The following is a 25164-nucleotide window of genomic DNA, read 5'->3' as shown; positions in this document are numbered from 1 at the left end:
CTGAACTCAATGCCAGCCCCATTATCGCACCGTGAGGTTGGTGGTGTTGAGCTTTGTGCTCGACACCACGGTATCAAAAAGCCGCTCTGAGGTTAGTTTCAGCATTGCAATGTGTTGTTCGGAAGTTTTTTGACGCGGAAATGTAAGCGCTTGCATTTCGATTGAACGACGCTAGGCTGCAAGAAGGAATCGCCGCTTGTTAACGGCGATACGGCTCTATTCCGCCTTACAATTGGGACCATCTTTAATGACGCGCGAGTATCTGAAAAAGGCAACGCTAACTTCTACGTCGAATGCTTCTGAAGTGCATGAAACGGCTAAGGCTATTCTGGATGACATCGAAGCAGGCGGCGATTCAAAAGCGATGGAGTACGCTGCGAAATTTGACCGCTATGAAGGCAACGTTTTACTGACTGCGCAGGAAATAGAAGCGGCAATCGCTCTTGTTCCGGAGAAACTCAAGGCAGATATTCGATTTGCCCATGATAACGTTCGCCGCTTTGCCGAGGTGCAAAAATCCACGCTTACAGATGTCGAAATGGAGATTGAACCCGGGTTCGTCGCTGGGCAAAAGGCAATCCCCGTTGATGCGGCCGGATGCTACGTTCCGGGAGGGCGCTATAGTCATATCGCGTCTGCGATCATGACAGTAACGACGGCAAAAGTTGCAGGCTGTCATAGTATCACCGCGTGCTCGCCGCCGCGCCCTGGCGTTGGGATTGCACCGGCAATTGTCTATGCGGCGCATATTTGTGGCGCTGACAATATTTTGGCGATGGGAGGCGTGCAGGGCGTCGCGGCAATGACTTTTGGTTTGTTTGGCTTGCCGAAAGCCAACATTCTTGTTGGTCCTGGAAACCAGTTTGTTGCCGAGGCCAAGCGCATTTTGTTTGGGCGCGTTGGGATTGATATGATTGCGGGTCCGACAGACAGCTTGATCCTTGCTGATAAAGACGCAGATGCGCACATCGTTGCGACTGATCTCGTGAGCCAAGCTGAACATGGCTACAATTCACCTGTTTGGCTGGTCACGGATGATAAGGCTTTGGCCGAAACTGTGATGGAGATGGTTCCGAGTCTCATTGATGAATTGCCTGACACCAACCGCGAAAACGCATTTGCAGCGTGGCGAGATTACGCCGAGGTGATTGTGTGCAAAGATCGTGTCGAAATGGCGAAGTGTTCGGATGATTACGCACCAGAACATTTGACGGTTCAAGCGAAAGACCTCGATTGGTGGTTGGACACGCTAACCTGCTATGGCTCGCTGTTTCTAGGGGAAGAAACGACCGTTTCTTATGGTGACAAAGCAACGGGGACCAACCATGTTCTGCCAACCTCAGGCGCCGCAAGCTATACAGGCGGCCTAAGCGTTCATAAGTACATGAAAATTGTCACATGGCAGCGAACAACGCGGGATGCCTCCAAAGCGGTGGCAGAGGCAACAGCGCGTATTTCCCGCCTTGAAGGAATGGAAGGTCACGCGCGCGCCGCAGATGTGCGTTTGGCGAAATATTTTCCCGGTGAAAACTTTGATCTTTCGGCTGAGAGCTAGGTATGAGCGACCCTCGTGATCTATTTGATTTAACGGGCCGTGTTGCCTGCGTCACGGGCGCCAGTTCTGGCATTGGACGGCGCGCGGCAACGACTTTAGCAGCTGCAGGTGCTTATGTTGTTGGTGTTGCTCGGCGAAAGGACGCGTTAGATCGTCTGCAAAACGAGATTGGAATTGGCGCTGCTGCCGTCGTCGCTGACGTGACCGACCGTGACAACACGGAGGCTATGACAAAAGCGATCTCGGCGCCTTTCGGTGCACCCGATATTATCATTCATGCAGCGGGTGTGAACACACGAGAAGCAGCCGATGATGTCACCGCGCTAGGGTGGGATCAAACTCTCGCGCTGAATTTGTCCGCGCCTTTCTTTATTTCCCAAGCACTGGTGCCTGCGATGAAAGAAAAGGGATGGGGCCGGATCGTTAATTTCGCGTCCTTACAAACCACGCGCGCATTTCCAGGTGGCATTGCTTACGGCACAAGCAAAGGCGGAGTTGGGCAACTGACACGAGCCATGGCAGAGGCATGGTCCGCGAATGGCATTACCGCAAATGCGATCGGGCCCGGATTTTTCCCGACCGAATTGACGCAAGCAGTATTTGATGACCCAGAGCGCGCTGCACGAAACGCTGCGCAGACTTGCGCTGGCCGCAATGGCCGCATGAGCGATATGGACGGCCCGTTGTTATTCTTGTGCTCTGAAGCGTCAAGCTATGTGACGGGCCAAGTCCTGATGGTCGATGGGGGGTTCACTGCGAAATGAAGGCTCTTGTGTATGATGGTGTCGAAACGCTTGGCTTTCGCGACGTCGCAGACCCAACTCCGCTGACAGGCGAGCAGCTTATTCGCGTGGAGGCTGTGGGAATATGCGGCTCTGATATGCATGCATATCTTGGCCATGACGCGCGCCGTCCTGCGCCACTTATTCTTGGGCACGAAGCAGCTGGCGTTGTTCTTGGCGGCGATATGGATGGTCGACGGGTTACGGTTAATCCGCTCGTTGCCTGTAGGGTCTGTTCAGCGTGCAAATCGGGCAGAGAAAACTTGTGTCCAGATCGCCAGATTATTTCGATGATGCCGCGCGAAGGGGCGTTTGCGCAGTATATCACTATGCCAAACAGCAACTTGGTCACGGTTCCCGACGAGGTTCCGCTTGCGAAGGCAGCGTTGGTAGAGCCTTTGGCCGTAAGCTGGCACGCTGTTCGCCTTGCGCTTGAGGCATTGCATCCCTCTATGGAGAAGCGGGCATTGGTGCTTGGAGGCGGGGCTATTGGCCTTGCGTCGGCTCTGGCGCTGGATGCAATGGGTGTGTGCGATGTCACGATAATCGAGCCGAACCCGGCGCGCCGCGCTTATCTGGCTGACGTTTGTCGTCAAAATACCGTCGCAGAAACCACGGACCAGTTCAGTGTTGTGATCGATGCAGTTGGCTATTCTGCAACACGCGCGAAGGCATCGGCCACTGTGCTGCCAGGCGGCGTGATCGCTCATGTAGGGCTTGGCGATGATCTGGATGGGCTCGACGTGCGTCGGATGACGCTTCAAGAAATCACGTTCATCGGAACCTATACTTACACGATGCAAGATTTCCGCGACACGGCGCAGGCAATCTTTGATGGAAAACTAGGTGCATTGGAATGGACTGAAACGCGCCCTCTAGAGGCGGGTCATCGGGCCTTTAAAGATCTGCGCGCAGGCGCGGTTTCCGCTCCAAAAATTATTCTTGATCCTTGGGCCTGACGGCTGGCCGTACCGATAACTGAAAACGCCAAACAACAAAGGAAATGACGCCATGAACATCGACAAAAAGATCGTTGACGATCTTGTCGCTAATGATGTCTCTTTCGTCACGACAGTCCCCTGCAAGCAGTTGGCTGGGGTGATCGATGAGGTGGAAACACGCGACGACATCTTTCACATTCCTTCCAATAAGGAAGACGAAGGCATGGGGCTCTGCGCTGGTGCGTTCATGGGCGGTAAACGCCCTGCGATCATCATGCAGAACACAGCAATAGGCGTCACGATTAACACGCTGGCCACGCTAACCCAATTCTACCGTCTGCCCTTGCCGATGATCATTTCTTATCGCGGCGAATTGCGTGAACCGGTGGCGTGCCAAGTTGAAATGGCCGTCCACACCAAGGCGCTATTGGCCCAGCTCAATATCCCTACGTACCACTTCCATTGGCAGAAAGATGTTGAGGAGTTCGACAACATCCTGAAATACACATTTATGTGCAATAAACCTGTCGCGATCCTCACCGACGCTAATTTCTGGGGAGGCTACGGCGACCAATGATACGTTCAGAAATCCTTAAAGAAATCGCCCCGATCCTGAAAGACCAATTGGTCGTTTGTAACATCGGCATCCCCTCGCAAGAGCTTCACGCTATCATGGACCAACCTAGCAACTTCTACATGCTTGGCACCATGGGGCTTTGCTCCTCTATAGGGTTAGGCGTCGCGCTGGCGCAGGATAAAACGGTGATATCCATCGATGGAGATGGCTCTGTTTTGACTAACCTTGGCACGCTCCCGACCATCGGGAACAACATGCCGAAAAACTTCATTCTGATGATCATCGACAACGGATCTTATGGCTCCACCGGTGATCAGCCAACTTACACGGGGATGAAGACCGATCTGGCAGGCATGGCGCGCGCTGCTGGGTGTGACAACGTCGTTGAAGTTCTGGACGTTGACACAGGTAAAGCCCTGCAAGAGGCGATTGATGCACAGGTCGGGACTGTGATGGTTGTCAAATGTGACAGCGGCAATGCCAAGATGCCCGTAATCACAATGGATCCAGTTGTGATCAAAGATCGCTTTATGAAGGCGATAGCATCCTAAGATAAACCTTCGCCACGCAAGTTTTTCAATGAAACATGCGCGGCGATGTTCCAAGTCTGCGAGCCTAGGGATTTAGGCGGTTTTCACAGGTTGACGCAAAACTGTTCTAAGCTTTTCTGGCGCCGACTTGCGCGGATCACTTAAATAAATTTCGTGGTGCTTTCCGTTCCAGGTCAGGCCGTTTTGAGGCATGTATTCATTGTGCAATCGCGCCAGCGTCGGACCTTCTTCGCTAAAGGGTCCTAGATGCAGAATTTGAACGCACTTGCCTTCCGCAAAAGGTTCAAATCGCAATGTTTCTGGCAAAGACCCCTGCTTTTTCATCGGCTTTTCGAGTGCTCGTTCAAATAACGTATTGGTGATCCAATCGGGCTGCATGATCATCAACGTCCATTTCCACTCCTCCCGCCTGTCTTGTGTAAATGCGCTCATGTCATCCGCCCACCAAAGCCCTTCTAGCGGGGGGACACCATAGTCCCTGCCTAGCTCCAGCTTAGACATGAATTTTAGCCCATAGCTTATTGGAAAAAGCCACTCACACGCTTTGACGTAAGATTTGTTTCCTGGCGGACCCGCGCCATCAATTTTAACAAAGTTCATGGTCGGGACGTCTACGACAGAAAAATCCTTCTTGGACGGCACATACAGGTGCTTAAGGGATTTCTTGAAGTCGATTTTGCTCATTTTTTGATCCCGTGGTGTCAACGATACTTCGCCCTGAACTTCTCTCTGAACTCTTCGTAACTTTGTCCGAATGTTGTTTCAAAAGCGGGCTTCCAAGACCCAGTTCTACCTAATTCTTCATAGAAAAGAATAAGTTTTCGAAAGTCGTTATCAGGGAGAAGAACGCTCATCGCTAGATGACCCACAAAGTAGGTGTCGGATAGCCGCGCTTCTAAGTCAGCGCGGCTATCGACACTACTAAGTGCCGGAACTGGCTTGTCAGCGGCTTTCTTAAGGAAGGGAACTGCGGCAGCTGGCGATACGCGGTATGCGAGGTGAACTCCATAGGCTTGTGCGCTCCCTTCAATAAGCCATGAGGGGCCGACGCTCTTAAGAAAGGTGGATTGTGAGCTTGTCGTGATGGTCCCCGACAGCTGATATTGATAGGCGTGCACGATTTCATGAGCAATTGCCTCACGCCTTCGGGATTGCTCTTTGTTAGAGATGTCAGTTTCGTCGCTGTGGAAGCAAAGCACGATTAAACGCGGCAAGGCGAACGCGCCAACCTTAGCCTTTTCGGAGCAATGGCGCTTTATAACACTGCGATGGTTTCGTGGCCTATAAACTGTATGCTCATTGTACATTTTGGTTGCATCTGAATGTGACCCGGCTACTACAATTTTAATGGGTGCTGCTAACTCCATTGCGAAGTCGCTTTTTATCTTGTTGTAGATTTCCAGAATGAGAAGACGGATTTTCACCCGCATCAACATTTGATCTTTTTCAGGGTCAAAGAAACTGTCCCCAAAGACTATGGTCAGATGGCCTGCGCTTGGCAGCCAATGCTTCTTCAGATGAACTAAGCGCAAAGCAATGAGACGACAGTACACCAACGCGTTGTTGCGACTTAACCTACGCTTACTCAGCTCACCATATTCGGCTTGGAACTTATCCAATGCTCGGCGCGTTTTTCCACCAACCAAACCATCAACGCTGCCTGCTTCAAAGCCAGTGTCATTCAGTTGGTTTTGTACGCATTTCACCGCATCTTTTGTAAAAGCATGTGCTGAAAACGGAATTAGGGACGCAATGAAAATATAAATGAAACAGACGAATTGAAATCGCACAAAAACCTCCAGCTATGAAATGAACCTAATTTCAATAATTCTGAACGTGAAGAGCCAATACGCAAAAACCCCCGCCTTGTGGACAAGGCGGGGTCAGTAGGTGCCGTGAAGTCAGGACACAGGCACCGGCGGTGTTCGCTAAATTTGTTGGAAAACGCTTAGTTCGGCTTGTCAGCCATCTCAGAGCGGATCTGTTGGCGGAGTACGTCGATAGGGACGGTCTTGCCATCGCGCTTGAAGCTCCAGTAGGTCCAGCCGTTACAGCTCGGCGCGCCTTCGAGTGCAGCGCCAACCTGATGGATTGAGCCTTTCACGTCATCGCCAATCAACGTGCCATCTGCACGCACTTTGGCTTTGTGACGGTTGTTCATGGAATAGAGATTTTCGCCCGGACGCAGCATCCCGCGCTCGACCAACTGACCGAAAGGAACGCGAGGCTCCGCGCGTTTGGACGTAGACACTTGCAATGCTTCACGATCGAACTTGCGAACCGATTTGATGCGCTTTTCGGCAACTTTGCGGTAAGCGGCTTCGCGTTCAATCCCGATGTATTCGCGGCCCAGCATTTTGGCAACGGCGCCTGTGGTACCAGTGCCAAAGAACGGGTCTAGCACGACGTCACCCGGATTGGTGGAGCCAACAATAACGCGGTGCAAAAGGCTCTCTGGTTTTTGCGTCGGGTGCGCTTTGTCGCCCGCTTCATCCTTCAGGCGCTCATGGCCTGTGCAAATTGGGAGAACCCAGTCAGAACGCATCTGAATGCCTTCATTGAGGGATTTCAGCGCTTCATAGTTAAATGTGTATTTCGCGCCCTCGGACTTTGATGCCCAAATCATCGTTTCATGCGCGTTGGTAAAACGCTTGCCGCGGAAGTTCGGCATAGGGTTGGACTTGCGCCAAACCACATCGTTCAGGATCCAATAGCCAGCATTTTGCAGCGCTGAACCGACCCGAAAGATGTTGTGATAAGAGCCGATCACCCAGATTGCGCCATTTGGCTTGAGCAATCGGCGGGCCGCTTTAAGCCAGTCTTGGGTAAACTTGTCATAAGCGGCGAACGAGGAAAATTGGTCCCAATGATCATCAACCGCATCAACGCGGGAGTTATCGGGGCGATGCAGGTCACCTTTGAGCTGCAAGTTATAGGGTGGGTCTGCAAAAATTAGATCGACCGAGTTTTCCGGAAGACTGTTCATCACCTCGATGCAGTCGCCAGATTGAATCGTGTTTAGCGGCAGCGTGGCTTTAGCCTGCGCCTTTGTTTTTACTGTCATATCTTGCCTCATGTCCCGGCGCTTTTGCGCTCTGTGGTTGAGGACTAATGTGAGTCAAACCTGATTCGTGGTCAATTTCTTTTTCTAAACAATAAGTTAGTTATTTTTCTTGATACAAGATATTGTGTACCGGTTTGAACGAACGTCTATGGTGTGGGGTCACCCCAAGTTTTGATAGGGCTTCTTTGTGGCTTTTTGACGGGTATCCAGCGTTCGTTTCCCAGCCATATCCAGGGTAGTGTTGCGCCAAAGACGACATGACATAATCTCGACAGATTTTGGCCACAATTGAGGCCGCCGAAATCGACACAGATCGCGCGTCACCCTTTACGATTGTTTCTGAAGAGATGTTCAAACCGCGCGGCACCATGTTTCCGTCAATCAAAAGATGATCTGGAACTTGCTTAAGCCCAGCAACTGCGCGTTCCATCGCTAAGTGAGAGGCGCGCAAGATGTTTAACTCGTCAATCTCCTCAACACTCGCGTGCGCGATGGACACGTCAGCGCAGAGTAGCAATTCGTCATGTAGAGCTTGGCGTCTTTTGGCCGTTAGCTTTTTTGAATCGTTAAGCCCTTCGGGAATGCGCTTAGGATCAAGGATCACCGCAGCAGCAGTGACAGGCCCAGCAAGCGGCCCTCGCCCGACTTCATCGACGCCAGCGACCAGCTTGTGACCTTTTTCATGCGCGCGGCTTTCGAATGAATAGTCTGGTCCTAGAAGGGTCATCTAAAGTCTCCTGAAAAGCGTTTCGGGCCAAGTATCGTTTCGATGAAGAATTCGAAAGCGGAGAGTGCCCAAACCTGAATATCAGAAACGGACCAACGCTGCAGGCGCGACATGGCGCATTGTAGAGGAAACAAAAACGAAAAAGCACGAACCGCCATGCCCAGCGTTCGCGCTTTTCCCTGTGTGGCTTAGCTGGGGGGCGCTACGCCACATTGGTATCTTTTATCTTAGTGTCCGCGGCGGTGATGGCGCGGACCTCGGTTGTGCATATGACTAAAGCGGTGTGAGCCATGTCCGCGGTGCGCGCGGTGAGGACGATGTCCGCCGTGGCGATGGGCATTGCGATGTGGACGGTGGTGCGCGCGCGGTGGCTGTGGACGGTGGTGCGCCCGAGGTGCCGGTTTGTGCGAACGCTTCTGAAAGCCACCATTGTTCTCAATCGCTTTACCGATAATGAACAGCGCGGCGGCACCAGCGAGCACACCTGCTACGGCTTCGTTGCCGCCGCCAGAACGTTGCTGGACACGAGGTACGGTGCGGTAGTCGCCCGCTTGAGCCATTGAAGCTGATACACTGGTAATTGCGAGGGCAGCAGCAACCACTGTGGAAATGAATGAACGATGCATATGAATGATCCTTATTTGGTGATGCGCCCCCCAGGTGTTGGCGGGCTTGATGGGATCAAACTGGGGCACCCCCCAAGTGGCAGGCAATATCATCGCTCTGTTATCCAATAACAGTGCTCTAACGGTCTATTGTTATTGAAAAACACTGAGAGAACGCGCACTTTGAAAGGCATGAAACATCGTATTACATATCTTGCCCTTGCAGCTTCGTTCAGCTTGCTTGCCAGCGTTGCCGCAGCCGATTGCACAGCAGTCTATAAAGCCAAACAAGACAACCCTTTGCGCCTTGAACATGGGAGCATGACTGTCTCTGGACCATGCACATCTTCTGCGGCGACTCCAAAAGTCAGGGCTGCGCTCAATGAAAGGGGTTGGACTTTGCTAAAGGTTTTGTCAGTCTCGGATAATTGATCGGGAGACAGTCTTTGCAGGATGAAAGCGCAAGCGCAGCAGATGCGCGCAGGACAGGCAATCGGATCGTCGTCATTGGGTTGGCGGCGATCATTGGCATATTGCTGTTGGCGGCAATTGTACTGTTCGCGAACCTCCCCGACGCGAATGCCTTTAATCTCAGAGTCGAACGAATATTCGTTGAGAATGATGATCTGACCAGTCAGGCAGAAATCAAACTTTTAGAAATTCTGGCCCAGTCAGGTACTTCGTTTTCCGAAACTCTAGCGTCTTATCGATTTGTGATTTTTGTCTTGCTGTTGTTTGCAACAGCGCTGTTGATAGCGGCGGTCGTGTTTCTGGTTATGTTGATCGTGTTGAACCGCCGTATGGCCCAGATAGAAAGGTCTGGCATTCAGGTGTCGTCGCTTCTGATCTCACGCGATGAAAAAACGGTCTATTTGAACAATATGGGTTTCAAGTTAACCGAGGCAGCGATGGAAACCTTGTCCGTCTTGGCGGAGGCGCGCATGGATGATGATGTTATGACAGGTGCCGAGATCGAGGGCGTTATTTCCGGACGTAGTTCATCTGATTGCGAAGAGGCTGCTGGTGCGACACGGATTAAGCGGTTGCGTGATGGATTGGGCAATCAGATGGTCAGTGAGCTGTTGGTGAAGAATATCGCGCGCAAGGGATATATGCTGGCGATTGATAAGGACGTTATCAAGGTGCTTTGATTTCGGATCGCTTTGGCAATCCGACCGGCTGGGGGTTTCACCCCCAGACCCCCGAGGATATTTCTTGAGAGAAGAAGAGTGTTGTTTTTGCGAATGACTCGCAATTAGTGGGGTGAATCCCCATATCAGTTCTATGGATAGAAGAACGTTCAATACCAGCCTTCTTGGCGGCGCTGTCGCTGCTACCATGCCTTTGCCAGCAATAGCGGCGAAGGCGAAGCCTGTTACTGGTCCGCTATATGCATGGGCGGTTGCGATTGCGCGCGCGCAAAATCGAGCATCCCCGTCGATGCTGGCCAATCAGCTACGCATCTCTCAGGCAGCGGCCAGCGAACTTTACGCGAGTATGCTTGCCAATGGAGCTATTCGTGCGCCTGCGTTTGGGGGTATGGCCCGCGCGGCAGAGCCGCTCTTTCGTGGGGGGCAGCTACGCGTTGTAGACGCGCAGATTAGCAAGTCCGCGAGTGTTAAGCTTGAGGACATGAAGCGTGCGTTTGACAAAGCGACGGAAGAGGATGCGCCCGATGAGGGCGCACCCGAAGATCAGGCGACTTGATCCAAGTTGCGCGCGATAACGAGACGTTGGATTTCGCTTGTGCCTTCATAGATTTGGCAGATGCGCACGTCCCGGTAGATGCGCTCCACTGGATAGTCGGCCAAATAGCCATAGCCGCCGTGGATCTGGATCGCTTGTGAGCAGACTTTTTCCGCCATTTCTGAGGTGAACAGCTTGGCCATGGAGGCCTCGTTCAAGCAAGGTTTCCCTGCTTCTTTCAAGGCTGCTGCGTGCAGAACCATTTGGCGACCCGCTTCGACCTGAGTCGCCATATCGGCGAGGCTGAAGCCAACCGCTTGGTGGTTGGTGATTGCTGTGCCAAAGGAGGTACGTTCTGCCGCATAGTCGCGTGCAACTTTGAGCGCGGAGCGCGCCATGCCCACAGCCTGCGCCGCGATGCCAATCCGGCCGCTTTCGAGATTGGAAAGAGCGATTTTGTAACCTTGCCCCTCTTCGCCGAGCAGATTTTCCGCTGGGATACGCATATCCGTAAAGGCGAGCTGGCAGGTGTCAGAGCAGTGCAGGCCAAGCTTGTCCTCAACGCGCACGACTTCATAGCCGGGCGTATCTGTCTCAACGATGAAGGCACTCATGCCTTTTTTGCCAGCCGCTTTGTCGGTGATGGCGAAGATGATGATCACATGGCCGTTCTTGCCAGATGTGATGAACTGCTTGGCCCCGTTGATCACGTAGTGATCGCCATCGCGCACGGCAGTGGTTTTGAGGTTAGAGGCGTCAGAACCAGCTTGCGGTTCGGTCAGAGCAAAGCCGCCGACCCATTCACCGCTTGCCATTTTGGGCAGGAACTTCTCTTTCTGCGCCTCGGTGCCAAACTTGACGATTGGACCGCAGCCGACAGAGCTATGCACCGAGAGGATTGTGGAAACAGGACCGTCACCCGCGGCAATTTCTTCCATCGCAACGGCGTAGGCGACAGCGTCCAGCTCGGAACCGCCGTATTCCTCGGGGACAACCATGCCCATCAAGCCAAGTTCGCCCATCTGGTTGATTTCGGCGCGGGGGAATTCACCTGAACGATCACGCTCTTCGGCGGTCGGCCAAAGAACGTCCTGCGCGAACTGGTGGGTCATTTCGCGGATTGCGTCCTGTGTTTCGTCTAAGATCATTGCATCATCTCCAGTGCGACTGCTGTTGCTTCGCCGCCGCCAATGCAGACCGACGCGACGCCGCGTTTCATATCGTTTGCCTTGAGTGCGCCCATGAGCGTCACCATGATCCGTGCGGCCGAGGCCCCGATTGGATGGCCCAGCGCGCATGCACCGCCGTGTACGTTGACCTTGTCATGCGGCAGGTCGAGCGAGTGCATCGCCGCCATAGGAACCACGGCGAAGGCTTCGTTGATTTCGAACAGATCGACGTCTTTCAAATCCCAGCCTGTTTTCTCGGACAGTTTTGTGAGCGAACCGATTGGCGCGGTCGGGAAGAGGCCCGGTTTGTCGCCATGGCTCGCGTGACCGACCATGCGCGCGATCGGGGTTAGTCCACGCTTTTCCGCCTCAGAGGCACGCATCATTACCATGGCCGCTGCACCATCAGAGATCGACGAAGAGTTCGCCGCTGTCACAGTGCCGTCTTTGCGAAACGCAGGGCGCAGGTTGCGAATTTTGTCGCGCTTGGCTTTGCCGGGTTGCTCGTCCGTGGTGATTTCAACATCGCCTTTGCGGGTGTTCAACGTCACGGGCGTCACTTCGCCGTCAAAGTGACCACCGTTGATTGCAGTCAGAGCACGATCGAGTGAGGCAATCGCATAATCATCCTGCGCTTCACGGGTGAACTGATAGCTCTCCGCGCAATCCTCGGCAAAGGTGCCCATCAGGCGACCCTTGTCATAGGCGTCCTCTAGCCCGTCAAAGAACATGTGATCCTTGAGTTCTGCATGACCCATGCGCAGACCCGCGCGGGCTTTTGGCATCAGGTAGGGCGCGTTGGACATGCTCTCCATACCGCCTGCGAGGATCACATCGGCAGATCCTGCAGCCAGCATATCATGCGCATACATCGCGGCCTTCATGCCAGAGCCGCACATTTTATTCAGCGTCGTGCAGGTGGCCGTCAGCGGCAACCCAGCGGCCAAAGCGGCCTGACGCGCGGGGGCTTGGCCCTGACCTGCGCCAAGCACGTTGCCAAAGGCCACCTCTTCGACATCCTCGGGCGCAATGCCTGCACGCTCAACCGCTGCTTTGATCGCGGCAGAGCCGAGGTGCGCGGCGGGGACAGAGGCAAAATCGCCCTCAAAGCCGCCCATGGGCGTGCGCGCCATGGAAACGATGACGATTGGATCGGACGTGGACATGTGGAATCTCCCTAAAACAGTTGCGGCACCATAGACGCGCGATCACTGGCAAACTATGCTGAATGATAACGCAATGTGTGAGCTATTTTGCCATGAATACCCGCTATATTTCGAATGCTTTCGTCAGCGAAGCGCTGGATTGTGCGCGTCGCGGCGGGGTGGATATCACAGCGCTTCTGGATAGTGTCGGAATTGATGCACCGGGCGGCGGGCAGATCAGCGCGCCTGTATTTGGCCGACTCTGGCTTGGCATTGCTGAGGCGACAAACGATGAGTTTTTTGGCAATGCAGCGCGCCCCATGCGCCCCGGTTCCTTTGCTTTGATGGGCCACGCTGTGCGCGATGCGCCAACCGTAGAAATCGCTTTACGCCGTGCGCTTCGGTTTTTGAAAGTCGCGATTGATGAACCCTACGGTGAGTTGCATGTGAGCAATGGCATCGCGGAAATTGCGCTACATGACAGTCGCAAGGATCGCAGCGCCTTTGCCTATCGCACCTATTGGGTAATCCTGCATGGGTTGACCTGTTGGCTCGCCCGCGCGCGCATTCCACTGCATGGGCTTGATATCACCTGCCCACCGCCGCGTGAACAGGAAGATTACCATCACTTCTTTGGCGCGCCCGTGCGCTTTGGCGCAGAGCAAGGCGCGCTTCGGTTTGATGCCGTATATCTAAGGCGGCCCGTAGATCGCAGCGAAGCCGCGCTCAAGCGGTTCTTGCGCGCGGCACCGGGGAACTTCTTGATTGGTTATAAATATGACGAGGGCTCGCTCGGCGCGGTCATGGCGTTGCTGAAAGCCCGTGACCCTTTGGATTGGCCGCGCTTTCCTGATCTCGCACAAGAGCTGGGAATGTCGGCTGCAAAGCTGCGGCGGCAGCTCGCCCAGCAGGGGCATAGTTACCGAAGCTTGAAATCCGACCTGCGCCGTGACCGCGCCTTTCTACTGCTTCGCGATGATAGGCTCAGCGTCAGCGAGGTTTCCCATGATCTCGGGTTTGCCGAACCCAGCGCGTTTTTCCGTGCGTTTCGGGGATGGACGGGCCACACTCCTGACGAATGGCGCAAAGGGAAGCGACAAGATCTGTCGTAAACGGACCAGCGCCCTGTGGGATCGAATTCCACGATAGTTCGCAGATATTTCAGTATTTGGATCAGGAGTCGCAGGATGAAATCGCATTACAGGGTTGTCGTGATTGGTGGCGGTGTCGTTGGAACCTCTGTGCTCTATCATCTTGCCAAGATGGGCTGGTCTGATGTTTGTCTGATCGAACGTTCTGTTCTGACGGCTGGCTCCAGTTGGCACGCGGCGGGGGGCATTCATGCGCTGAACGCGGACCCTAACATCGCGAACTTGCAGGCCTATACGATTGATTTGCTCAGCGAGATTGAAAAGGAAAGCGGTCAAAACATCGGTCTGCACATGACAGGTGGCTTGACCATGGCGGGAACGCCAGATCGCTGGGAGTGGCTCCAATCGGCCTATCGCACGTTCCAGTCCATCGGGATTGAGGATTGCCGCTTGGTGAGCGTTGAAGAAGCGGTGGAGCTGAACCCGATCATGTCAGGCGAAGGTCTGCTTGGCGGCATGTGGGCGGATCGCGAGGGGTATGTAGATACCACTGGTGTCGTGCATGCCTATGCGGGCGCGGCCAAGAAGAACGGTGCAGAGGTGATTGAGCACAACCGCGTTCTGGAGCTGAACCAGACGCTTGAGGGTTGGGAAGTTGTCACCGAAAAGGGCACGATTTCTTGCGAGCATGTGGTCAATGCCGCTGGTCTCTGGGCCAAACAGGTCGGGCGTATGGCAGGGATTGAATTGCCTGTTTCGCCTTTGAACCACCACTACCTGATTTCCGACACGATCCCCGCGCTTGAAGAGCTTGATTTCGAGGTTCCGATGACCGTGGACTTAGAAGGCTTCACCTATATGCGGCAGGATCAGAAGGGTCTGTTGCTTGGTATTTATGAGGTCGATCACCAACACTGGATGATGGACGGCGCGCCTTGGGAATACGGGTTCGAATTGCAACAGGAAGACCCCGATCGCATCGAAAAAGAGCTGATCATGGGGTTTGAACGCTACCCTGCTTTGCAGGACGTAGGCGTGAAAACATGGGTCAACGGCGCGTTCACATTCTCGCCCGACGGCAATCCGCTGGTCGGCCCTGTCCCTGGCAAACGCGGCTATTGGAGCGCATGCGCGGTGATGGCGGGTTTCTTGCAGGGCGGCGGCGTAGGCAAATCGCTGGCGGAATGGATGATCAACGGCGAACCAGAGGCGGACGTCTACGGCATGGACGTCGCGCGTTACGGTGTCTGGGCGGAGAACAAACAGTATATCAAAGAAACGACTGGCCAGTTCTACACACGTCGCTTCGTGATGACCTACCCGAACGAGCAATTGCCAGCAGGGCGCCCCTTGAAAATGGCACCTGCCTATAGCGACATGACGGAAGCGGGCTGCAAATGGGGTCAAAGCTGGGACATGGAAGTGCCGCTTTATTTCGCCGAGAAAGGGTTTGAAGAGACGCCGTCGCTCAAGCGATCCAATGCTTTCGATATCGTCGCGAAGGAATGCAAAGCCGTGCGCGAGGGGGTCGGTCTGCTCGACATCTCAGGCTTCTCGCGCTTCGAGGTGTCTGGCGCGGGCGCTGAGGAATGGCTCAACACCATTTTCGCGACGAAGCTCCCCAAAGCGGGGCGTTCCCGTCTTGCAGTCGCGCTGGGCGAGGATGGACGCCTCAAAGGCGATCTAACGCTCTTCAATTGGGGTGATGGCACCTGGTGGATCATGGGCAGCTATTATCTGCGCGCGTGGCATATGCGGTGGTTTGACGATCACATGGGCGCGAATGTTCAGGTTCGCGACCTTGGGGATGAGATGTGCGGTTTCTCGCTCTCTGGTCCCAAGTCACGCGCGGTGATTGAAAAGCTGACGGATGGAGCTGTCGGCGATCTGCCGTTCATGGGCTGCGGGTCATTTGATATCGGCTTGCTGCGTTGCAAAGTCGGGCGTCTGTCGGTGACGGGGGAGCTGGGCTATGAGATCAATTGCCGAATGGGCGATCACATTGCGCTGCGCAAAGCCCTGCTCGCGGCGGGCGCTGATGAGGGCATCGTTGAGATCGGCTTTAACGCCATGCTCTCGTTGCGCTTGGAAAAATCCTACGGCATCTGGTCCGCCGAATTCACCCAAGGCTACACGCCGGGCATGACCGCGATGGATCGTTGGATCGACTTTGACAAAGAGGGTTTTGTTGGCCGCGACGCAGCGCTGGCCGAGCGCGACGGCAATGGCCCCGCGCAGGTTCAAGTGACGCTGGAAGTTGACGCGGATGATGCAGATGCGAGCGGGTATGAGCCGGTTTGGGATAACGGTAAAAAGGTCGGTTTTGTTACCTCCGGCGGCTTTGGCCATACGCTCGGCAAGTCCTATGCAATGGCCTTGGTCGATGCGGGAAGTGCAAGCGAAGGCAGCGCGCTTAGCGTGCATATCGTGGGTAAGGAGCGCGCCGCGAAGGTCATCGCACCATCGCCTTATGATCCCGCAGGTAAAGCGATGCGCGCATGAGAAAAGGGCGCAAAGCGCGGCAAGCCGCAGAGACGACCTCAGCGCGCAAAGTGGATTATCGCAATCTGAAGAACCCCTTTCCCCCGATGAAAGCGTTCAGCGATGATCACATCGCGGCGATGCATGAGGCAGCATTAAAGACGCTTGAGGATCTTGGCATCAAGGTGCTTCTCCCTGAGGCGCGCGCATTGTTCAAACAAGGGGGCGCGAAGGTCGATGAGAGCACGGAAATGGTCTATATCGGGCGCGAGATTGTCGAGGCGGCGATAGCTTCAGCGCCCAAGTCGATCCCTGTTGCTGGCGGCGCTCGGGATCGCGACATTGTGCTGGAACTTGGCAATCTGCTGTTTCAGCCGGGCGCAGGAGCGCCGCATGCAACGGACCGGATTAAAGGGCGTCGCCCCGGCACTTGGGAAGACTATCAAGACCTCACAAGGCTGACCCAGCATTTCGACGTGATGCACATGATCCCGCCGTTGATTGAACCGCAGGACATCCCGATCCATTTGCGCCACTACGCAACGATGCAGGCACAGCTGGAATTGACGGATAAAGTACCTTTCGTGTTCTCGCGCGGAACGCCGCAGGTCGAGCAAAGCTTTGAGATGTTGCGCGATTTTCGCGGGTTGTCTGACGATCAATTCCACGCGGGCGCGCAGTGTTACACGATCATCAACACCAACTCGCCGCGCACGATTGATATTCCTATGGCGCAGGGGTTGATCGATTTTGCCAAAGCAGGACAAGTGTCGATTGTAACGCCCTTTACCTTGATGGGCGCAATGGCTCCGATCACGGTCGCAGGCGCGATCACCCTTAGCCACACAGAGGCTTTGGCGGCGATTACACTTACGCAACTCACCCAAGCGGGTGCGCCCGTCACCTACGGCACATTTACCTCGAACGTTGATATGAAAAGCGGTGCGCCCGTTTTTGGCACGCCTGAACATTTTCGCGCCTCGCTCGCGGCGGGGCAATTGGCGCGTATGATAGGTCTGCCGTGGCGTTCCGCTTCGGGCAGTGCAGCGAACCTCAACGATGTGCAGGCGGCCAATGAAACGCAGTTCGGCACATGGGGGTGCCTGATGGCTGGCGCGACGGTAGTGATCCATTCAGCGGGCTGGCTAGAGGGTGGGCTGACGGTGTCCTATGAAAAGCTGATCACTGATATGGAAGTGCTGCAAATGGTGGCAGAGCTTTGCGCGGCAGGCGAAACCGCTGGCGCTGATCTGGGGCTTGATGCCATCGCCGATGTACAGCCTAGCGGGCATTTCTTCGGCACACCGCACACGATGCAGCGCTACAAAACAGAATTCTACGAACCCCTTGTTGCGGATTATTCAAACTTCGGGACGTGGCAAGAGCAAGGCGCAGTAGACGCAACCACGCGTGCGACGGGGATCTGGCAGGATATTCTTGCGCAGCCAAATCCTGTGAAAGTGGATGGCAAAGCGCTTGGCGGATTGAAGGACTATATTGCCAAGGCAAGCGAAGCAGGTGGCGCACCGCCAGTAAGTTAGGCCGCGTGTAATTCAGAAAGCTTCAACGCGGCGGCCTTTAAAGCTGGCAGAAAAGCGGCCAGAGCTTCGACAGAGTGTCGCTGATCTGGGGCATGTGCGGACAGAGTCGCCAAAAGGCGGCCTGTGCTATCCATGACAGGAACAGCAACGGCAGTCATGCTGGGCATGAACTCTTCATTGTCTTGCGAATGGCCGCGCGCACGAATTTCGGACAGTTCTTGCCGTAGCTCATCTGGATTGGTGATGGTCTTTTTTGTCAGGGCCTCAAGAGGGCGTGATGTCAAAACGGCATCCAACGTGCTTTCGCGCAGCGTTGAGAGATACATTTTACCACTGGCGGTACAATGAAACGGAACCTGTGTGCCGATAGGCAGCTGAATGCGCAGAGGCCATTTGGTTTCGACGCGGTCCAGATAGGTCATGCCTTCGCGATCTGGGGTGGCGAGATTACAGGTCTCACCGATCTCTTCGGCAACGGCCTTGAGGATGGCCAATCGACCCGTGCGCAGGCGCTCGGAGGACATGGTATGCACCGCGATCTGGCGTAAGCGCGGTCCGGGGCCATAGGAACGCCCGTCCAGATCGCGCTGCAAAAAGCCTTCGACTTCGGCGGTTTGCAAGAGACGATGGATAGTGGGTTTCGGCAGACCCAAGGCTTCTGCAAGCTGCATTGGTTTTAAGGGTCGGCCTGCTTTGGCGATCTCTTCCATCACCAGCAAGAGGCGCAGGTTTGTTGGGATCTGCGTCTCTCGCTCGTTATTTAAATCGTTTGGCATTAGCGCTCTTTATCTACTCGGCAAAAGGTACAGCGCCAATTCTGGGATCATGGCGACAGAGACCCAAACCGTTATCAGCGCTACAAGGTAGAGCGTCGAATACCGCAGTAGCCTGAAATACGGAACCCCAGTGACGCCAGATGCGACATAGAGGTTCAAACCGTAGGGCGGCGTGATGAAGCCGATCGATGCACCCACAAGGAAGATCACAGAGAAGTGGATTGGATCAACGCCAACGCTTGCGGCGATAGGGGCTAAGATCGGTGCCAAGATGATCGTCACGGGCAGGGATTCAAGAACCATGCCTGCTACGAACACGATGCCCATCGCCGTAAAGAGAACGGGGTAGTACCCCCCCATTCCTGTCACAAACCCGCCAATGACTTCTTGCGCGCCAAGCAGCGACAGGATTTGCTGCATCACTACAGACACCGCGATGAGCGGCGCAAGGATGCCGCTGATCTGAGCAGAGCGCACAACAACCGATGGGATGTCTTTCAGCGTGAAGCCTTCAACGACGAACATGGATGTGATCGAGCGTTCTTCAATTGGGGTGTCCGAGCTCGTGCCCATGATCTTGTTAAGCGGATAGCTCGTCAGCGCAACGATGATGCCAAAGCCCACTGTTACACCAGCCGCCTCTGTCGGAGAGAATTTGCCAGTGTAAATGCCCCAAAGCACCAAACCAATCGCGAAGAAACCGAGCCATGCACCCACGGCAGTTTTCAGAACGCGCTTGAAAGATAGCGCAATCAGAATGCCCCAACCGTTGATCGAGCAAACGACAAAGCACGTCGCCATCATCGCCAAAACCATCAGCGTGCCAGGCACGATGCCTGCGATGAACAGATCAGAGATCGGCAGGTTCATCAGGAAGCCATAAACGATGAAGATGATCGACGGTGGAATAATGATACCGACCGTACCACCCGCCGCAGCGGTTGCTGCCGCGAAGCGTTCATCATAGCCACCTTTGACCATCTCAGGATGCAACATTGAACCGATGGTTGCCGTGGTTGCTGAGTTCGATCCAGAAATCGCCGCAAACAATCCGCAAGCGCCAATCGCCGCCATCGCAAGGCCTCCACGTATCCACCCAAGGCAGGCATAGGCAAAGTCGGACAGTCGTTTGGCAATGCCAGAGCGGTTGATGAGGTCACCGGTCAAAATGAACAGTGGCATTGCGAGCAAGGCAAAGCCGTCTTTGAAGACGTTCAAAAGTTCACCGCCCGTGTTGTCCAATGTGAGGTCGATGACAAAGCTACATCCGACGACCCAGTAAAAAATTACTAGCAAGACAGGTGTGCCCATCATGAACAAGAACGTGCAAGCAAGTGAGATAATAGTAATCCAAGTTGAATCAGCCATTAGACATCTCCCCCAATGACGGCCTGTTTGATCAAAGGCTCTCCAGCGCGGTAGCTAGAAAAATCTTCGACGACGTTTTCAATTGCGCGCGTTGCAAGCAGGATGAAGCACACAGGCATCGTTACAACGAACCACCACCGCATGGTGTCGTCTGTCCCAAGAACGATAGCGAAATTGTCGTATGTATTGACCGTGCCGCGCGACATTGTTGTCACGAGAATGACGCAGAAGACGAGCCAAAGCACGTTGTCAAAAGTGAGCCAGAAAAGCTGGCCTTTGGCGCCAAGTTTTGTGCGGAACTCGGAAAAGCTAAGATGGGTGCGCAGGCGGATATTAAACGTCGCGCCGAACCACGCCATTATCATAAAGAGCAGTGGAGGAATGGTTGTTGACCAAGGGACTTGAACAGAGAAAACGAAACGTTGGATCACGCCAATGAAAATAATCGCGGCCATAACGATGTAGCAATAGATGACGATTGTCCGCTCTGGTGTGCGTTCGAAGAGAATGAGAAAGATCGGCCCAAAAACGACGAGAACCGGCAACAGCCCAAGTGTGATCGTCTGCAACAACGCATTCGCAGGGGGCAGAAAGGCCGCCGCGAGTGCGAGTAGCAACAGCACGGTGATGATGGGATGGGTGATCTTGGTCGCTGAGTAGCCAAGCCGCTCTTCAAGCCGTTCTGCAAAACGTTCACGGTAATAGAACATGATTGCGCCGATAATGGTTAAAGGCCCGAACACGAACCAAGCCGCTTCAGAGCGGTAAGCCTGTACGACCTTGAAATTAATATCGCCCGATAACGTCGCACTGACGATCGTGACCATGTCTGACCAGATTGACATCCGGCACCCTCCCAATTTTTCCTAATGGCCCCACTATGCTGCGTTTTACGCAATCTGGGGACAAAAAAGCCGGCCCAAACGTTTGGACCGGCTCATTTTGAATATAAGCCGTTTGAGACTTATGCTTTCCACCAGCGACGTGGTTCCACGTTCTCAGGAAGCGTATCTTCGTCGATCTCACGTGAGATATTGTAGATGTCTTGATATGTGTCGTGACCGCCGGACCAACCGTTGAGACGCTCGCGCCACTCTTCCCAAAGCTGTGGCTGGAACTCAGGTGAGCACATTTCCTCGGCTTTGCGCTTTTCTTCTTTGCTCAGGAACGCGTTACGCACGTTGTTTTGTGCAAAGATCGTGTTGGGCAGCTGCGGATCGGACTGACCAACAGTTTTCACAAGTGCCGCTTCGTTAGCGGCCTGAACATGTGTCTGAGCCCAGTAGGAGCTTTCCATCACAGCATCCTGCAACTCGCCTGAGAGCGTATCAAACACGCCAGCATTCATTGCTGTGTGCTCGGTGCCGCAGAAGAAGTCGAGGTAAACCGACTGCGATACAACAGGGCTCATGTTTGCATAAGCCACCGCAGAGGCCCATGTTTCCGCACCGTCGATCAGACCCGTTTTCAACGCATCAAGCGTTTCTTCCCACGCAACCGGCACCGGGTTCAGGTTCATCGCTGTCATAGCAATACGGCCAAGCTGAGTACCCGTCACACGGTTCTTCGTACCTGCGAGCTGCTCAACGGATGTCACTGTTGGCTTGTCTTCCCACGCAAGACCCAACTGGATGCCGCGAAGTTCAGCATGCGAGAACAGGAACTTCAGACCGTGACGCTTTTCATACGGGTCACGTAGCAGGCGCTGGGACTCTGGGTGATAAAGGAAGTGATACTGATCAGCACGATTACGGAACTGATACGCGTAATCGAGTACGTTCAGATAAGGCGCGCCGCCAGCGGAGTTCTGTGTAGAGGCAGAGTAGATATCAACGATGCCCTGCTGACACTTCTCAACGCAAGAGACCTGACCACAGATCTGGTTGTCACCGATGAACTCAACGCGAATCTCGCCGTCGGTGCGCGATTCTAGGTCGCGTGCAAATTCCAGTGCGCCCGCACGCTCGATCAAAAGGTTGCGTGCGTTAAAGCCAGCGGCGCCGAATTTCAGCGTGTGCTTAGGCTCTTTTGCAAAACGCTTTTCATATGTTGATTCCGCCGCAGACGCCAAGTTTCCAAGGCTCATCGCGCCGCCAAAAGCACCTGCCGCCATAAGCGTTGAGCTCATGCCGTATTGGCCAGCCACCTTGAACAGGTCACGCCGTGTCAGGTGATTTATTTTATCACTCGTCTTCATGTCTTTCCTCCCGGTTGCTCATTATTGAGACATTTTGTTTCAAAAAATGCTAGCTTATAAAATCTAATCTGCATAGACTTTTTTTGAACTGGTCTGCATAGACCCGATAGATTGGGATGAGGGGATGCGCCGTGGAGGCTGATTATATCGTTGTAGGGGCTGGTTCTGCGGGATGTGTTCTCGCCAATCGACTCAGCGCTGATCCAAAAAATCGGGTGATTTTGCTAGAAGCAGGTGGCCGCGATACGAACCCTTGGATTCATATTCCCGTTGGCTATTTCAAGACGATCCATAACCCCAAAGTCGATTGGTGCTACAAAACAGAGCCCGACGCAGGCCTCAATGGGCGCTCCATAGAATGGCCGCGCGGCAAAGTTTTGGGCGGCTCCTCTTCGCTGAACGGCTTGCTTTATGTGCGTGGACAGCCGCAGGATTATGACCGTTGGCGTCAAATGGGCAATGTCGGATGGGGCTGGGACGATGTGTTGCCGCTCTTTAAGCGTTCTGAGAACAATGAACGCGGCGCAGACGAATTTCATGGCGATCGCGGCGAGCTATCCGTATCCAACATGCGCATTCAGCGCCCGATAACAGATGCATGGATCGAAGCCGCGCAAGCGGCTGGTTACAAGCTAAACCCTGACTACAACGGCGCAGAGCAGGAAGGCGTTGGTTTCTTCCAGTTAACCGCAAAGAACGGTTTGAGATGCTCTGCTGCCGCCGCGTTTCTGCGGCCGATAAAGTCACGCGAAAACCTGCAAATCATCACGCATGCACAGGCGCAAAATGTTGTCATTGAGGGAAGACGCGCGACTGCGGTGCGTTACAGGGATCGCTCTGGTAATATTCAAACGGTCCACGCGCGAAAAGAAATCGTGCTATCCAGCGGCGCGATCAATTCGCCTCAATTGTTGATGCTTTCGGGCATAGGCGACGCCGCGCAATTGGCCGAGCATGGCATCGAGGTTGTCACCGATCTCAAAGGTGTTGGCAAAAATTTGCAAGATCATCTTCAAGCGCGCCTTGTCTATAAATGTCATGAACCTACCCTAAACGATGAGGTGAGTTCGCTCTTCGGGCAGGCCAAAATCGGTCTAAAATATATCACGTCACGGTCAGGTCCGATGACAATGGCGGCGAGCCTTGCAACAGGATTTCTGAAAACCCGCGACGATCTGGAAACACCAGATATACAGTTCCACGTTCAGCCGCTTTCTGCCGAAAACCCGGGGAAGGGTGCGGACAGGTTCTCTGCGTTTACCATGTCGGTGTGCCAGCTTCGTCCTGAATCGAAAGGTGAAATAAAATTGGCGAGCCGTGATCCGATGATCTACCCGAAGATCATACCCAACTATCTCTCTACCGAGACGGACTGCCGAACCGCCGTTGCGGGTGTGAACATAGCGCGTGAAATTGCGCGTCATGAACCACTTGCAGCAAAAATTTCCGAAGAATTCAGGCCGCACGCGTCGCTTGATGCAAATGACTATGAGCAAACTTTGGACTGGGTAAGAGGCAACACAGCGTCGATCTATCATCCAACAGGCACCTGCAAGATGGGAGGCGATGCAATGTCAGTCGTAGACGACAAACTTCGCGTTCATGGCATAGAGGGCTTGCGCGTTGCAGATTGTTCTATCATGCCAGAGATTGTCAGTGGCAACACCAATGCACCGGCAATCATGATTGGCGAGAAAGCCAGCGATCTGATCTTGAATGGATAAGCTCAATGAAAATTCCCTCTACAATGCGCGCAATGGTGACAATGGGTCATGGCGGCCTTGATCAGATTGTTCAGCACGATGATTGGCCAACACCGCAACCGGCCGCAAACGAAGTGCTGATCAAAGTTGGCGCATGTGGATTGAACAATACCGATATCAACACGCGAGTTGGTTGGTATTCAAAAGCGGTTACCGAAGCGACGTCCGATGAAGGCTATGCCAAGGTAAATGAAGAAGATCCTTCTTGGGGCGGTGCCCCGATTTCGTTCCCCCGAATCCAAGGCGCAGATGTGTGTGGAACAATTGTCGCCGTCGGGGCGGACGTTGACAGCGCTCGGATTGGTGAACGTGTCATCTCGGATTGCTGGCTGCGCGACGAAGACGATCTTATGGACATGAACAAAACGGGTTATTTCGGCTCCGAACGTAATGGCGGCTTTGCAGAGTATACGACGATGCCCGCTCGCAACGCTTTGGTGATCAAGAGCACGCTCTCGGATGCGGAACTCGCGACGTTTTCGTGCTCGTATTCCACTGCCGAAGGCATGCTTACCCGGGCGAATGTGACCGCCAAAGACACCGTTCTCGTTCCTGGTGCATCAGGTGGGGTTGGCGGGGCCTTGGTGCAACTGGCAAAGCGCCGCGGCGCACGCGTGATTGCTATGGCGTCTGAGAGCAAACATGATGATGTGCAAAGGCTTGGGCCTGACCGCATCCTGCCTCGCGCGCCGGAAAACCTGCGCGATGCGCTTGGGTCGGACAAGATCACCGTCGTTGCTGATGTCGTGGGTGGGCCCTATTGGGCAACCTTGATCGACATTCTTGAACGCGGTGGGCGCTATACATGCTCGGGCGCAATAGCAGGCCCGATGGTCGAACTCGATTTACGCACTTTCTATTTGCGCGATCTAACGTTTACGGGATCAACCGTTATTACACCCGAAGTTATGCCAAATCTTATCTCTTACATCGAAGCTGGCGACATCAAGCCCGCGTTGGCAGCGAGCTATCCACTTGAGCAGTTGCAACAGGCACAAATCGCATTCACCGAAAAGAATCACACAGGCAACATTGTCGTGCTGCCTTAGTCTATTCCTCTCTCGCTAAATATCCCGGGGGTGAATTGGCCAAAGGCCAAGAGGGGGCTGGCCCCCTCTCGTAGCGTCGCGGTACGCGGCGCTACT

The 25164-nt window shown here is 54.2% G+C and carries 23 protein-coding genes; 12 read left to right on the top strand and 11 right to left on the bottom strand.

Annotated features, from left to right (window positions below; all coding sequences use genetic code 11):
* The first annotated feature begins 247 nt into the window (after positions 1-247).
* From hisD to comE, 5 genes are read left to right on the top strand one after another with little or no spacing between them, the layout of a single operon-like run.
* Positions 248-1555 carry a histidinol dehydrogenase gene (hisD, locus tag ACRBCU_RS06175; RefSeq protein WP_431364501.1) on the top strand — a complete coding sequence of 436 codons (1308 nt, stop codon included), beginning with the start codon at positions 248-250 and terminating at the stop codon, positions 1553-1555.
* Between the two features lie 2 nt (positions 1556-1557).
* Positions 1558-2319 carry an SDR family NAD(P)-dependent oxidoreductase gene (locus ACRBCU_RS06170; RefSeq protein ID WP_431364500.1) on the top strand — a complete coding sequence of 254 codons (762 nt, stop codon included), beginning with the start codon at positions 1558-1560 and terminating at the stop codon, positions 2317-2319.
* Positions 2316-3296, top strand: a complete 981-nt coding sequence (locus tag ACRBCU_RS06165; RefSeq protein WP_431364499.1) for an alcohol dehydrogenase catalytic domain-containing protein — start codon at positions 2316-2318, stop codon at positions 3294-3296. The genes ACRBCU_RS06170 and ACRBCU_RS06165 overlap by 4 nt, the downstream gene beginning before the upstream one ends.
* Before the next feature lie 52 nt (positions 3297-3348).
* On the top strand, positions 3349-3855 hold the full coding sequence (gene comD, locus ACRBCU_RS06160; RefSeq protein WP_431364498.1) for a sulfopyruvate decarboxylase subunit alpha: 507 nt from the start codon (positions 3349-3351) through the stop codon (positions 3853-3855).
* Complete coding sequence (gene comE, locus ACRBCU_RS06155) at positions 3852-4406, top strand: sulfopyruvate decarboxylase subunit beta (RefSeq protein ID WP_431364497.1); 555 nt, start codon at positions 3852-3854, stop codon at positions 4404-4406. Before comD ends, comE begins: the two co-directional genes overlap by 4 nt.
* A 72-nt stretch (positions 4407-4478) precedes the next feature.
* Here the strand turns inward: comE and ACRBCU_RS06150 are convergent, their stop codons facing one another.
* From ACRBCU_RS06150 to ACRBCU_RS06130, 5 genes are all read right to left on the bottom strand, one after another.
* Positions 4479-5090, bottom strand: coding sequence for a GyrI-like domain-containing protein (locus ACRBCU_RS06150; RefSeq protein ID WP_431364496.1), 612 nt, complete (start codon positions 5088-5090; stop codon positions 4479-4481).
* A gap of 17 nt (positions 5091-5107) precedes the next feature.
* Positions 5108-6196, bottom strand: coding sequence for a peptidoglycan-binding domain-containing protein (locus tag ACRBCU_RS06145; protein ID WP_431364495.1), 1089 nt, complete (start codon positions 6194-6196; stop codon positions 5108-5110).
* Between the two features lie 158 nt (positions 6197-6354).
* On the bottom strand, positions 6355-7470 hold the full coding sequence (locus tag ACRBCU_RS06140) for a site-specific DNA-methyltransferase (protein ID WP_431364494.1): 1116 nt from the start codon (positions 7468-7470) through the stop codon (positions 6355-6357).
* A 100-nt stretch (positions 7471-7570) separates the two neighbouring features.
* Complete coding sequence (locus ACRBCU_RS06135; protein WP_431364493.1) at positions 7571-8197, bottom strand: ribonuclease HII; 627 nt, start codon at positions 8195-8197, stop codon at positions 7571-7573.
* Between the two features lie 227 nt (positions 8198-8424).
* A complete protein-coding gene (locus ACRBCU_RS06130; protein ID WP_431364492.1) occupies positions 8425-8823 on the bottom strand; it encodes a hypothetical protein in 399 nt (132 codons plus the stop codon).
* Positions 8824-9248: 425 nt separating this feature from the next.
* On the opposite strand from ACRBCU_RS06130, the gene ACRBCU_RS06125 reads away from it, so the two are divergent.
* Together ACRBCU_RS06125 and ACRBCU_RS06120 are read left to right on the top strand one after the other, a co-directional pair.
* Positions 9249-9953 (top strand): winged helix-turn-helix domain-containing protein, encoded by a 705-nt coding sequence (locus tag ACRBCU_RS06125; protein ID WP_431364491.1) that lies wholly within the window; start codon positions 9249-9251, stop codon positions 9951-9953.
* A 133-nt stretch (positions 9954-10086) separates the two neighbouring features.
* Positions 10087-10509, top strand: coding sequence for a hypothetical protein (locus ACRBCU_RS06120; protein ID WP_431364490.1), 423 nt, complete (start codon positions 10087-10089; stop codon positions 10507-10509).
* Here the strand turns inward: ACRBCU_RS06120 and ACRBCU_RS06115 are convergent.
* Both ACRBCU_RS06115 and ACRBCU_RS06110 read right to left on the bottom strand, forming a co-directional pair.
* Entirely contained in the window at positions 10497-11636 is a 1140-nt protein-coding gene (locus ACRBCU_RS06115) for an acyl-CoA dehydrogenase family protein (protein WP_431364489.1), read from the bottom strand. The genes ACRBCU_RS06120 and ACRBCU_RS06115 overlap by 13 nt on opposite strands.
* Positions 11633-12823 (bottom strand): acetyl-CoA C-acyltransferase, encoded by a 1191-nt coding sequence (locus tag ACRBCU_RS06110; protein ID WP_431364488.1) that lies wholly within the window; start codon positions 12821-12823, stop codon positions 11633-11635. Before ACRBCU_RS06110 ends, ACRBCU_RS06115 begins: the two co-directional genes overlap by 4 nt.
* 92 nt (positions 12824-12915) lie before the next feature.
* On the opposite strand from ACRBCU_RS06110, the gene ACRBCU_RS06105 reads away from it, so the two are divergent.
* The 3 genes from ACRBCU_RS06105 to ACRBCU_RS06095 all read left to right on the top strand — a co-directional run bounded on the left by ACRBCU_RS06105 (position 12916) and on the right by ACRBCU_RS06095 (position 17915).
* On the top strand, positions 12916-13914 hold the full coding sequence (locus tag ACRBCU_RS06105) for an AraC family transcriptional regulator (RefSeq protein ID WP_431364487.1): 999 nt from the start codon (positions 12916-12918) through the stop codon (positions 13912-13914).
* A 75-nt stretch (positions 13915-13989) separates the two neighbouring features.
* Positions 13990-16395: a GcvT family protein gene (locus ACRBCU_RS06100; RefSeq protein ID WP_431364486.1), complete on the top strand. Its 2406-nt coding sequence runs from the start codon at positions 13990-13992 to the stop codon at positions 16393-16395.
* Positions 16392-17915 carry a trimethylamine methyltransferase family protein gene (locus ACRBCU_RS06095; protein ID WP_431364485.1) on the top strand — a complete coding sequence of 508 codons (1524 nt, stop codon included), beginning with the start codon at positions 16392-16394 and terminating at the stop codon, positions 17913-17915. The genes ACRBCU_RS06100 and ACRBCU_RS06095 overlap by 4 nt, the downstream gene beginning before the upstream one ends.
* On the opposite strand, the gene ACRBCU_RS06090 is transcribed toward ACRBCU_RS06095, so the two are convergent.
* From ACRBCU_RS06090 to ACRBCU_RS06075, 4 genes are all read right to left on the bottom strand, one after another.
* Positions 17912-18691 carry an IclR family transcriptional regulator gene (locus ACRBCU_RS06090; protein ID WP_431364484.1) on the bottom strand — a complete coding sequence of 260 codons (780 nt, stop codon included), beginning with the start codon at positions 18689-18691 and terminating at the stop codon, positions 17912-17914. The genes ACRBCU_RS06095 and ACRBCU_RS06090 overlap by 4 nt on opposite strands.
* A gap of 9 nt (positions 18692-18700) precedes the next feature.
* On the bottom strand, positions 18701-20059 hold the full coding sequence (locus ACRBCU_RS06085; protein ID WP_431364483.1) for a TRAP transporter large permease: 1359 nt from the start codon (positions 20057-20059) through the stop codon (positions 18701-18703).
* Complete coding sequence (locus tag ACRBCU_RS06080; RefSeq protein WP_431364482.1) at positions 20059-20904, bottom strand: TRAP transporter small permease; 846 nt, start codon at positions 20902-20904, stop codon at positions 20059-20061. Before ACRBCU_RS06080 ends, ACRBCU_RS06085 begins: the two co-directional genes overlap by 1 nt.
* Positions 20905-21023: 119 nt before the next feature.
* Positions 21024-22256 carry a TRAP transporter substrate-binding protein gene (locus ACRBCU_RS06075; RefSeq protein ID WP_431364481.1) on the bottom strand — a complete coding sequence of 411 codons (1233 nt, stop codon included), beginning with the start codon at positions 22254-22256 and terminating at the stop codon, positions 21024-21026.
* A gap of 116 nt (positions 22257-22372) precedes the next feature.
* On the opposite strand from ACRBCU_RS06075, the gene ACRBCU_RS06070 reads away from it, so the two are divergent.
* Both ACRBCU_RS06070 and ACRBCU_RS06065 read left to right on the top strand, forming a co-directional pair.
* Positions 22373-23980, top strand: a complete 1608-nt coding sequence (locus tag ACRBCU_RS06070) for a GMC family oxidoreductase (protein WP_431364480.1) — start codon at positions 22373-22375, stop codon at positions 23978-23980.
* 5 nt (positions 23981-23985) lie between these two features.
* The gene (locus ACRBCU_RS06065) at positions 23986-25068 is read left to right on the top strand and encodes an alcohol dehydrogenase family protein (RefSeq protein ID WP_431364479.1); all 1083 of its coding nucleotides are present in this window, start codon (positions 23986-23988) and stop codon (positions 25066-25068) included.
* Positions 25069-25164 lie beyond the last annotated feature (96 nt).

Origin of the sequence: Planktotalea sp. (genome assembly GCF_050633725.1) — a bacterium.
GTDB lineage: Bacteria > Pseudomonadota > Alphaproteobacteria > Rhodobacterales > Rhodobacteraceae > Planktotalea.
Note: the sequence above shows the minus strand (reverse complement) of the source record. Positions and strands in the feature narration are given on the sequence as shown.

Bases quoted from the DNA above. Each gene is read 5' to 3' on its own strand.
- hisD (WP_431364501.1), top strand. From the start codon at position 248: ATGACGCGCGAGTATCTGAAAAAGGCAACGCTAACTTCTACGTCGAAT.
- ACRBCU_RS06170 (WP_431364500.1), top strand. From the start codon at position 1,558: ATGAGCGACCCTCGTGATCTATTTGATTTAACGGGCCGTGTTGCCTGC.
- ACRBCU_RS06165 (WP_431364499.1), top strand. From the start codon at position 2,316: ATGAAGGCTCTTGTGTATGATGGTGTCGAAACGCTTGGCTTTCGCGAC.
- comD (WP_431364498.1), top strand. From the start codon at position 3,349: ATGAACATCGACAAAAAGATCGTTGACGATCTTGTCGCTAATGATGTC.
- comE (WP_431364497.1), top strand. From the start codon at position 3,852: ATGATACGTTCAGAAATCCTTAAAGAAATCGCCCCGATCCTGAAAGAC.
- ACRBCU_RS06150 (WP_431364496.1), bottom strand. From the start codon at position 5,090: ATGAGCAAAATCGACTTCAAGAAATCCCTTAAGCACCTGTATGTGCCG.
- ACRBCU_RS06140 (WP_431364494.1), bottom strand. From the start codon at position 7,470: ATGACAGTAAAAACAAAGGCGCAGGCTAAAGCCACGCTGCCGCTAAAC.
- ACRBCU_RS06135 (WP_431364493.1), bottom strand. From the start codon at position 8,197: ATGACCCTTCTAGGACCAGACTATTCATTCGAAAGCCGCGCGCATGAA.
- ACRBCU_RS06130 (WP_431364492.1), bottom strand. From the start codon at position 8,823: ATGCATCGTTCATTCATTTCCACAGTGGTTGCTGCTGCCCTCGCAATT.
- ACRBCU_RS06120 (WP_431364490.1), top strand. From the start codon at position 10,087: ATGGATAGAAGAACGTTCAATACCAGCCTTCTTGGCGGCGCTGTCGCT.
- ACRBCU_RS06115 (WP_431364489.1), bottom strand. From the start codon at position 11,636: ATGATCTTAGACGAAACACAGGACGCAATCCGCGAAATGACCCACCAG.
- ACRBCU_RS06110 (WP_431364488.1), bottom strand. From the start codon at position 12,823: ATGTCCACGTCCGATCCAATCGTCATCGTTTCCATGGCGCGCACGCCC.
- ACRBCU_RS06105 (WP_431364487.1), top strand. From the start codon at position 12,916: ATGAATACCCGCTATATTTCGAATGCTTTCGTCAGCGAAGCGCTGGAT.
- ACRBCU_RS06100 (WP_431364486.1), top strand. From the start codon at position 13,990: ATGAAATCGCATTACAGGGTTGTCGTGATTGGTGGCGGTGTCGTTGGA.
- ACRBCU_RS06095 (WP_431364485.1), top strand. From the start codon at position 16,392: ATGAGAAAAGGGCGCAAAGCGCGGCAAGCCGCAGAGACGACCTCAGCG.
- ACRBCU_RS06090 (WP_431364484.1), bottom strand. From the start codon at position 18,691: ATGCCAAACGATTTAAATAACGAGCGAGAGACGCAGATCCCAACAAAC.
- ACRBCU_RS06085 (WP_431364483.1), bottom strand. From the start codon at position 20,059: ATGGCTGATTCAACTTGGATTACTATTATCTCACTTGCTTGCACGTTC.
- ACRBCU_RS06080 (WP_431364482.1), bottom strand. From the start codon at position 20,904: ATGTCAATCTGGTCAGACATGGTCACGATCGTCAGTGCGACGTTATCG.
- ACRBCU_RS06075 (WP_431364481.1), bottom strand. From the start codon at position 22,256: ATGAAGACGAGTGATAAAATAAATCACCTGACACGGCGTGACCTGTTC.
- ACRBCU_RS06070 (WP_431364480.1), top strand. From the start codon at position 22,373: ATGAGGGGATGCGCCGTGGAGGCTGATTATATCGTTGTAGGGGCTGGT.
- ACRBCU_RS06065 (WP_431364479.1), top strand. From the start codon at position 23,986: ATGAAAATTCCCTCTACAATGCGCGCAATGGTGACAATGGGTCATGGC.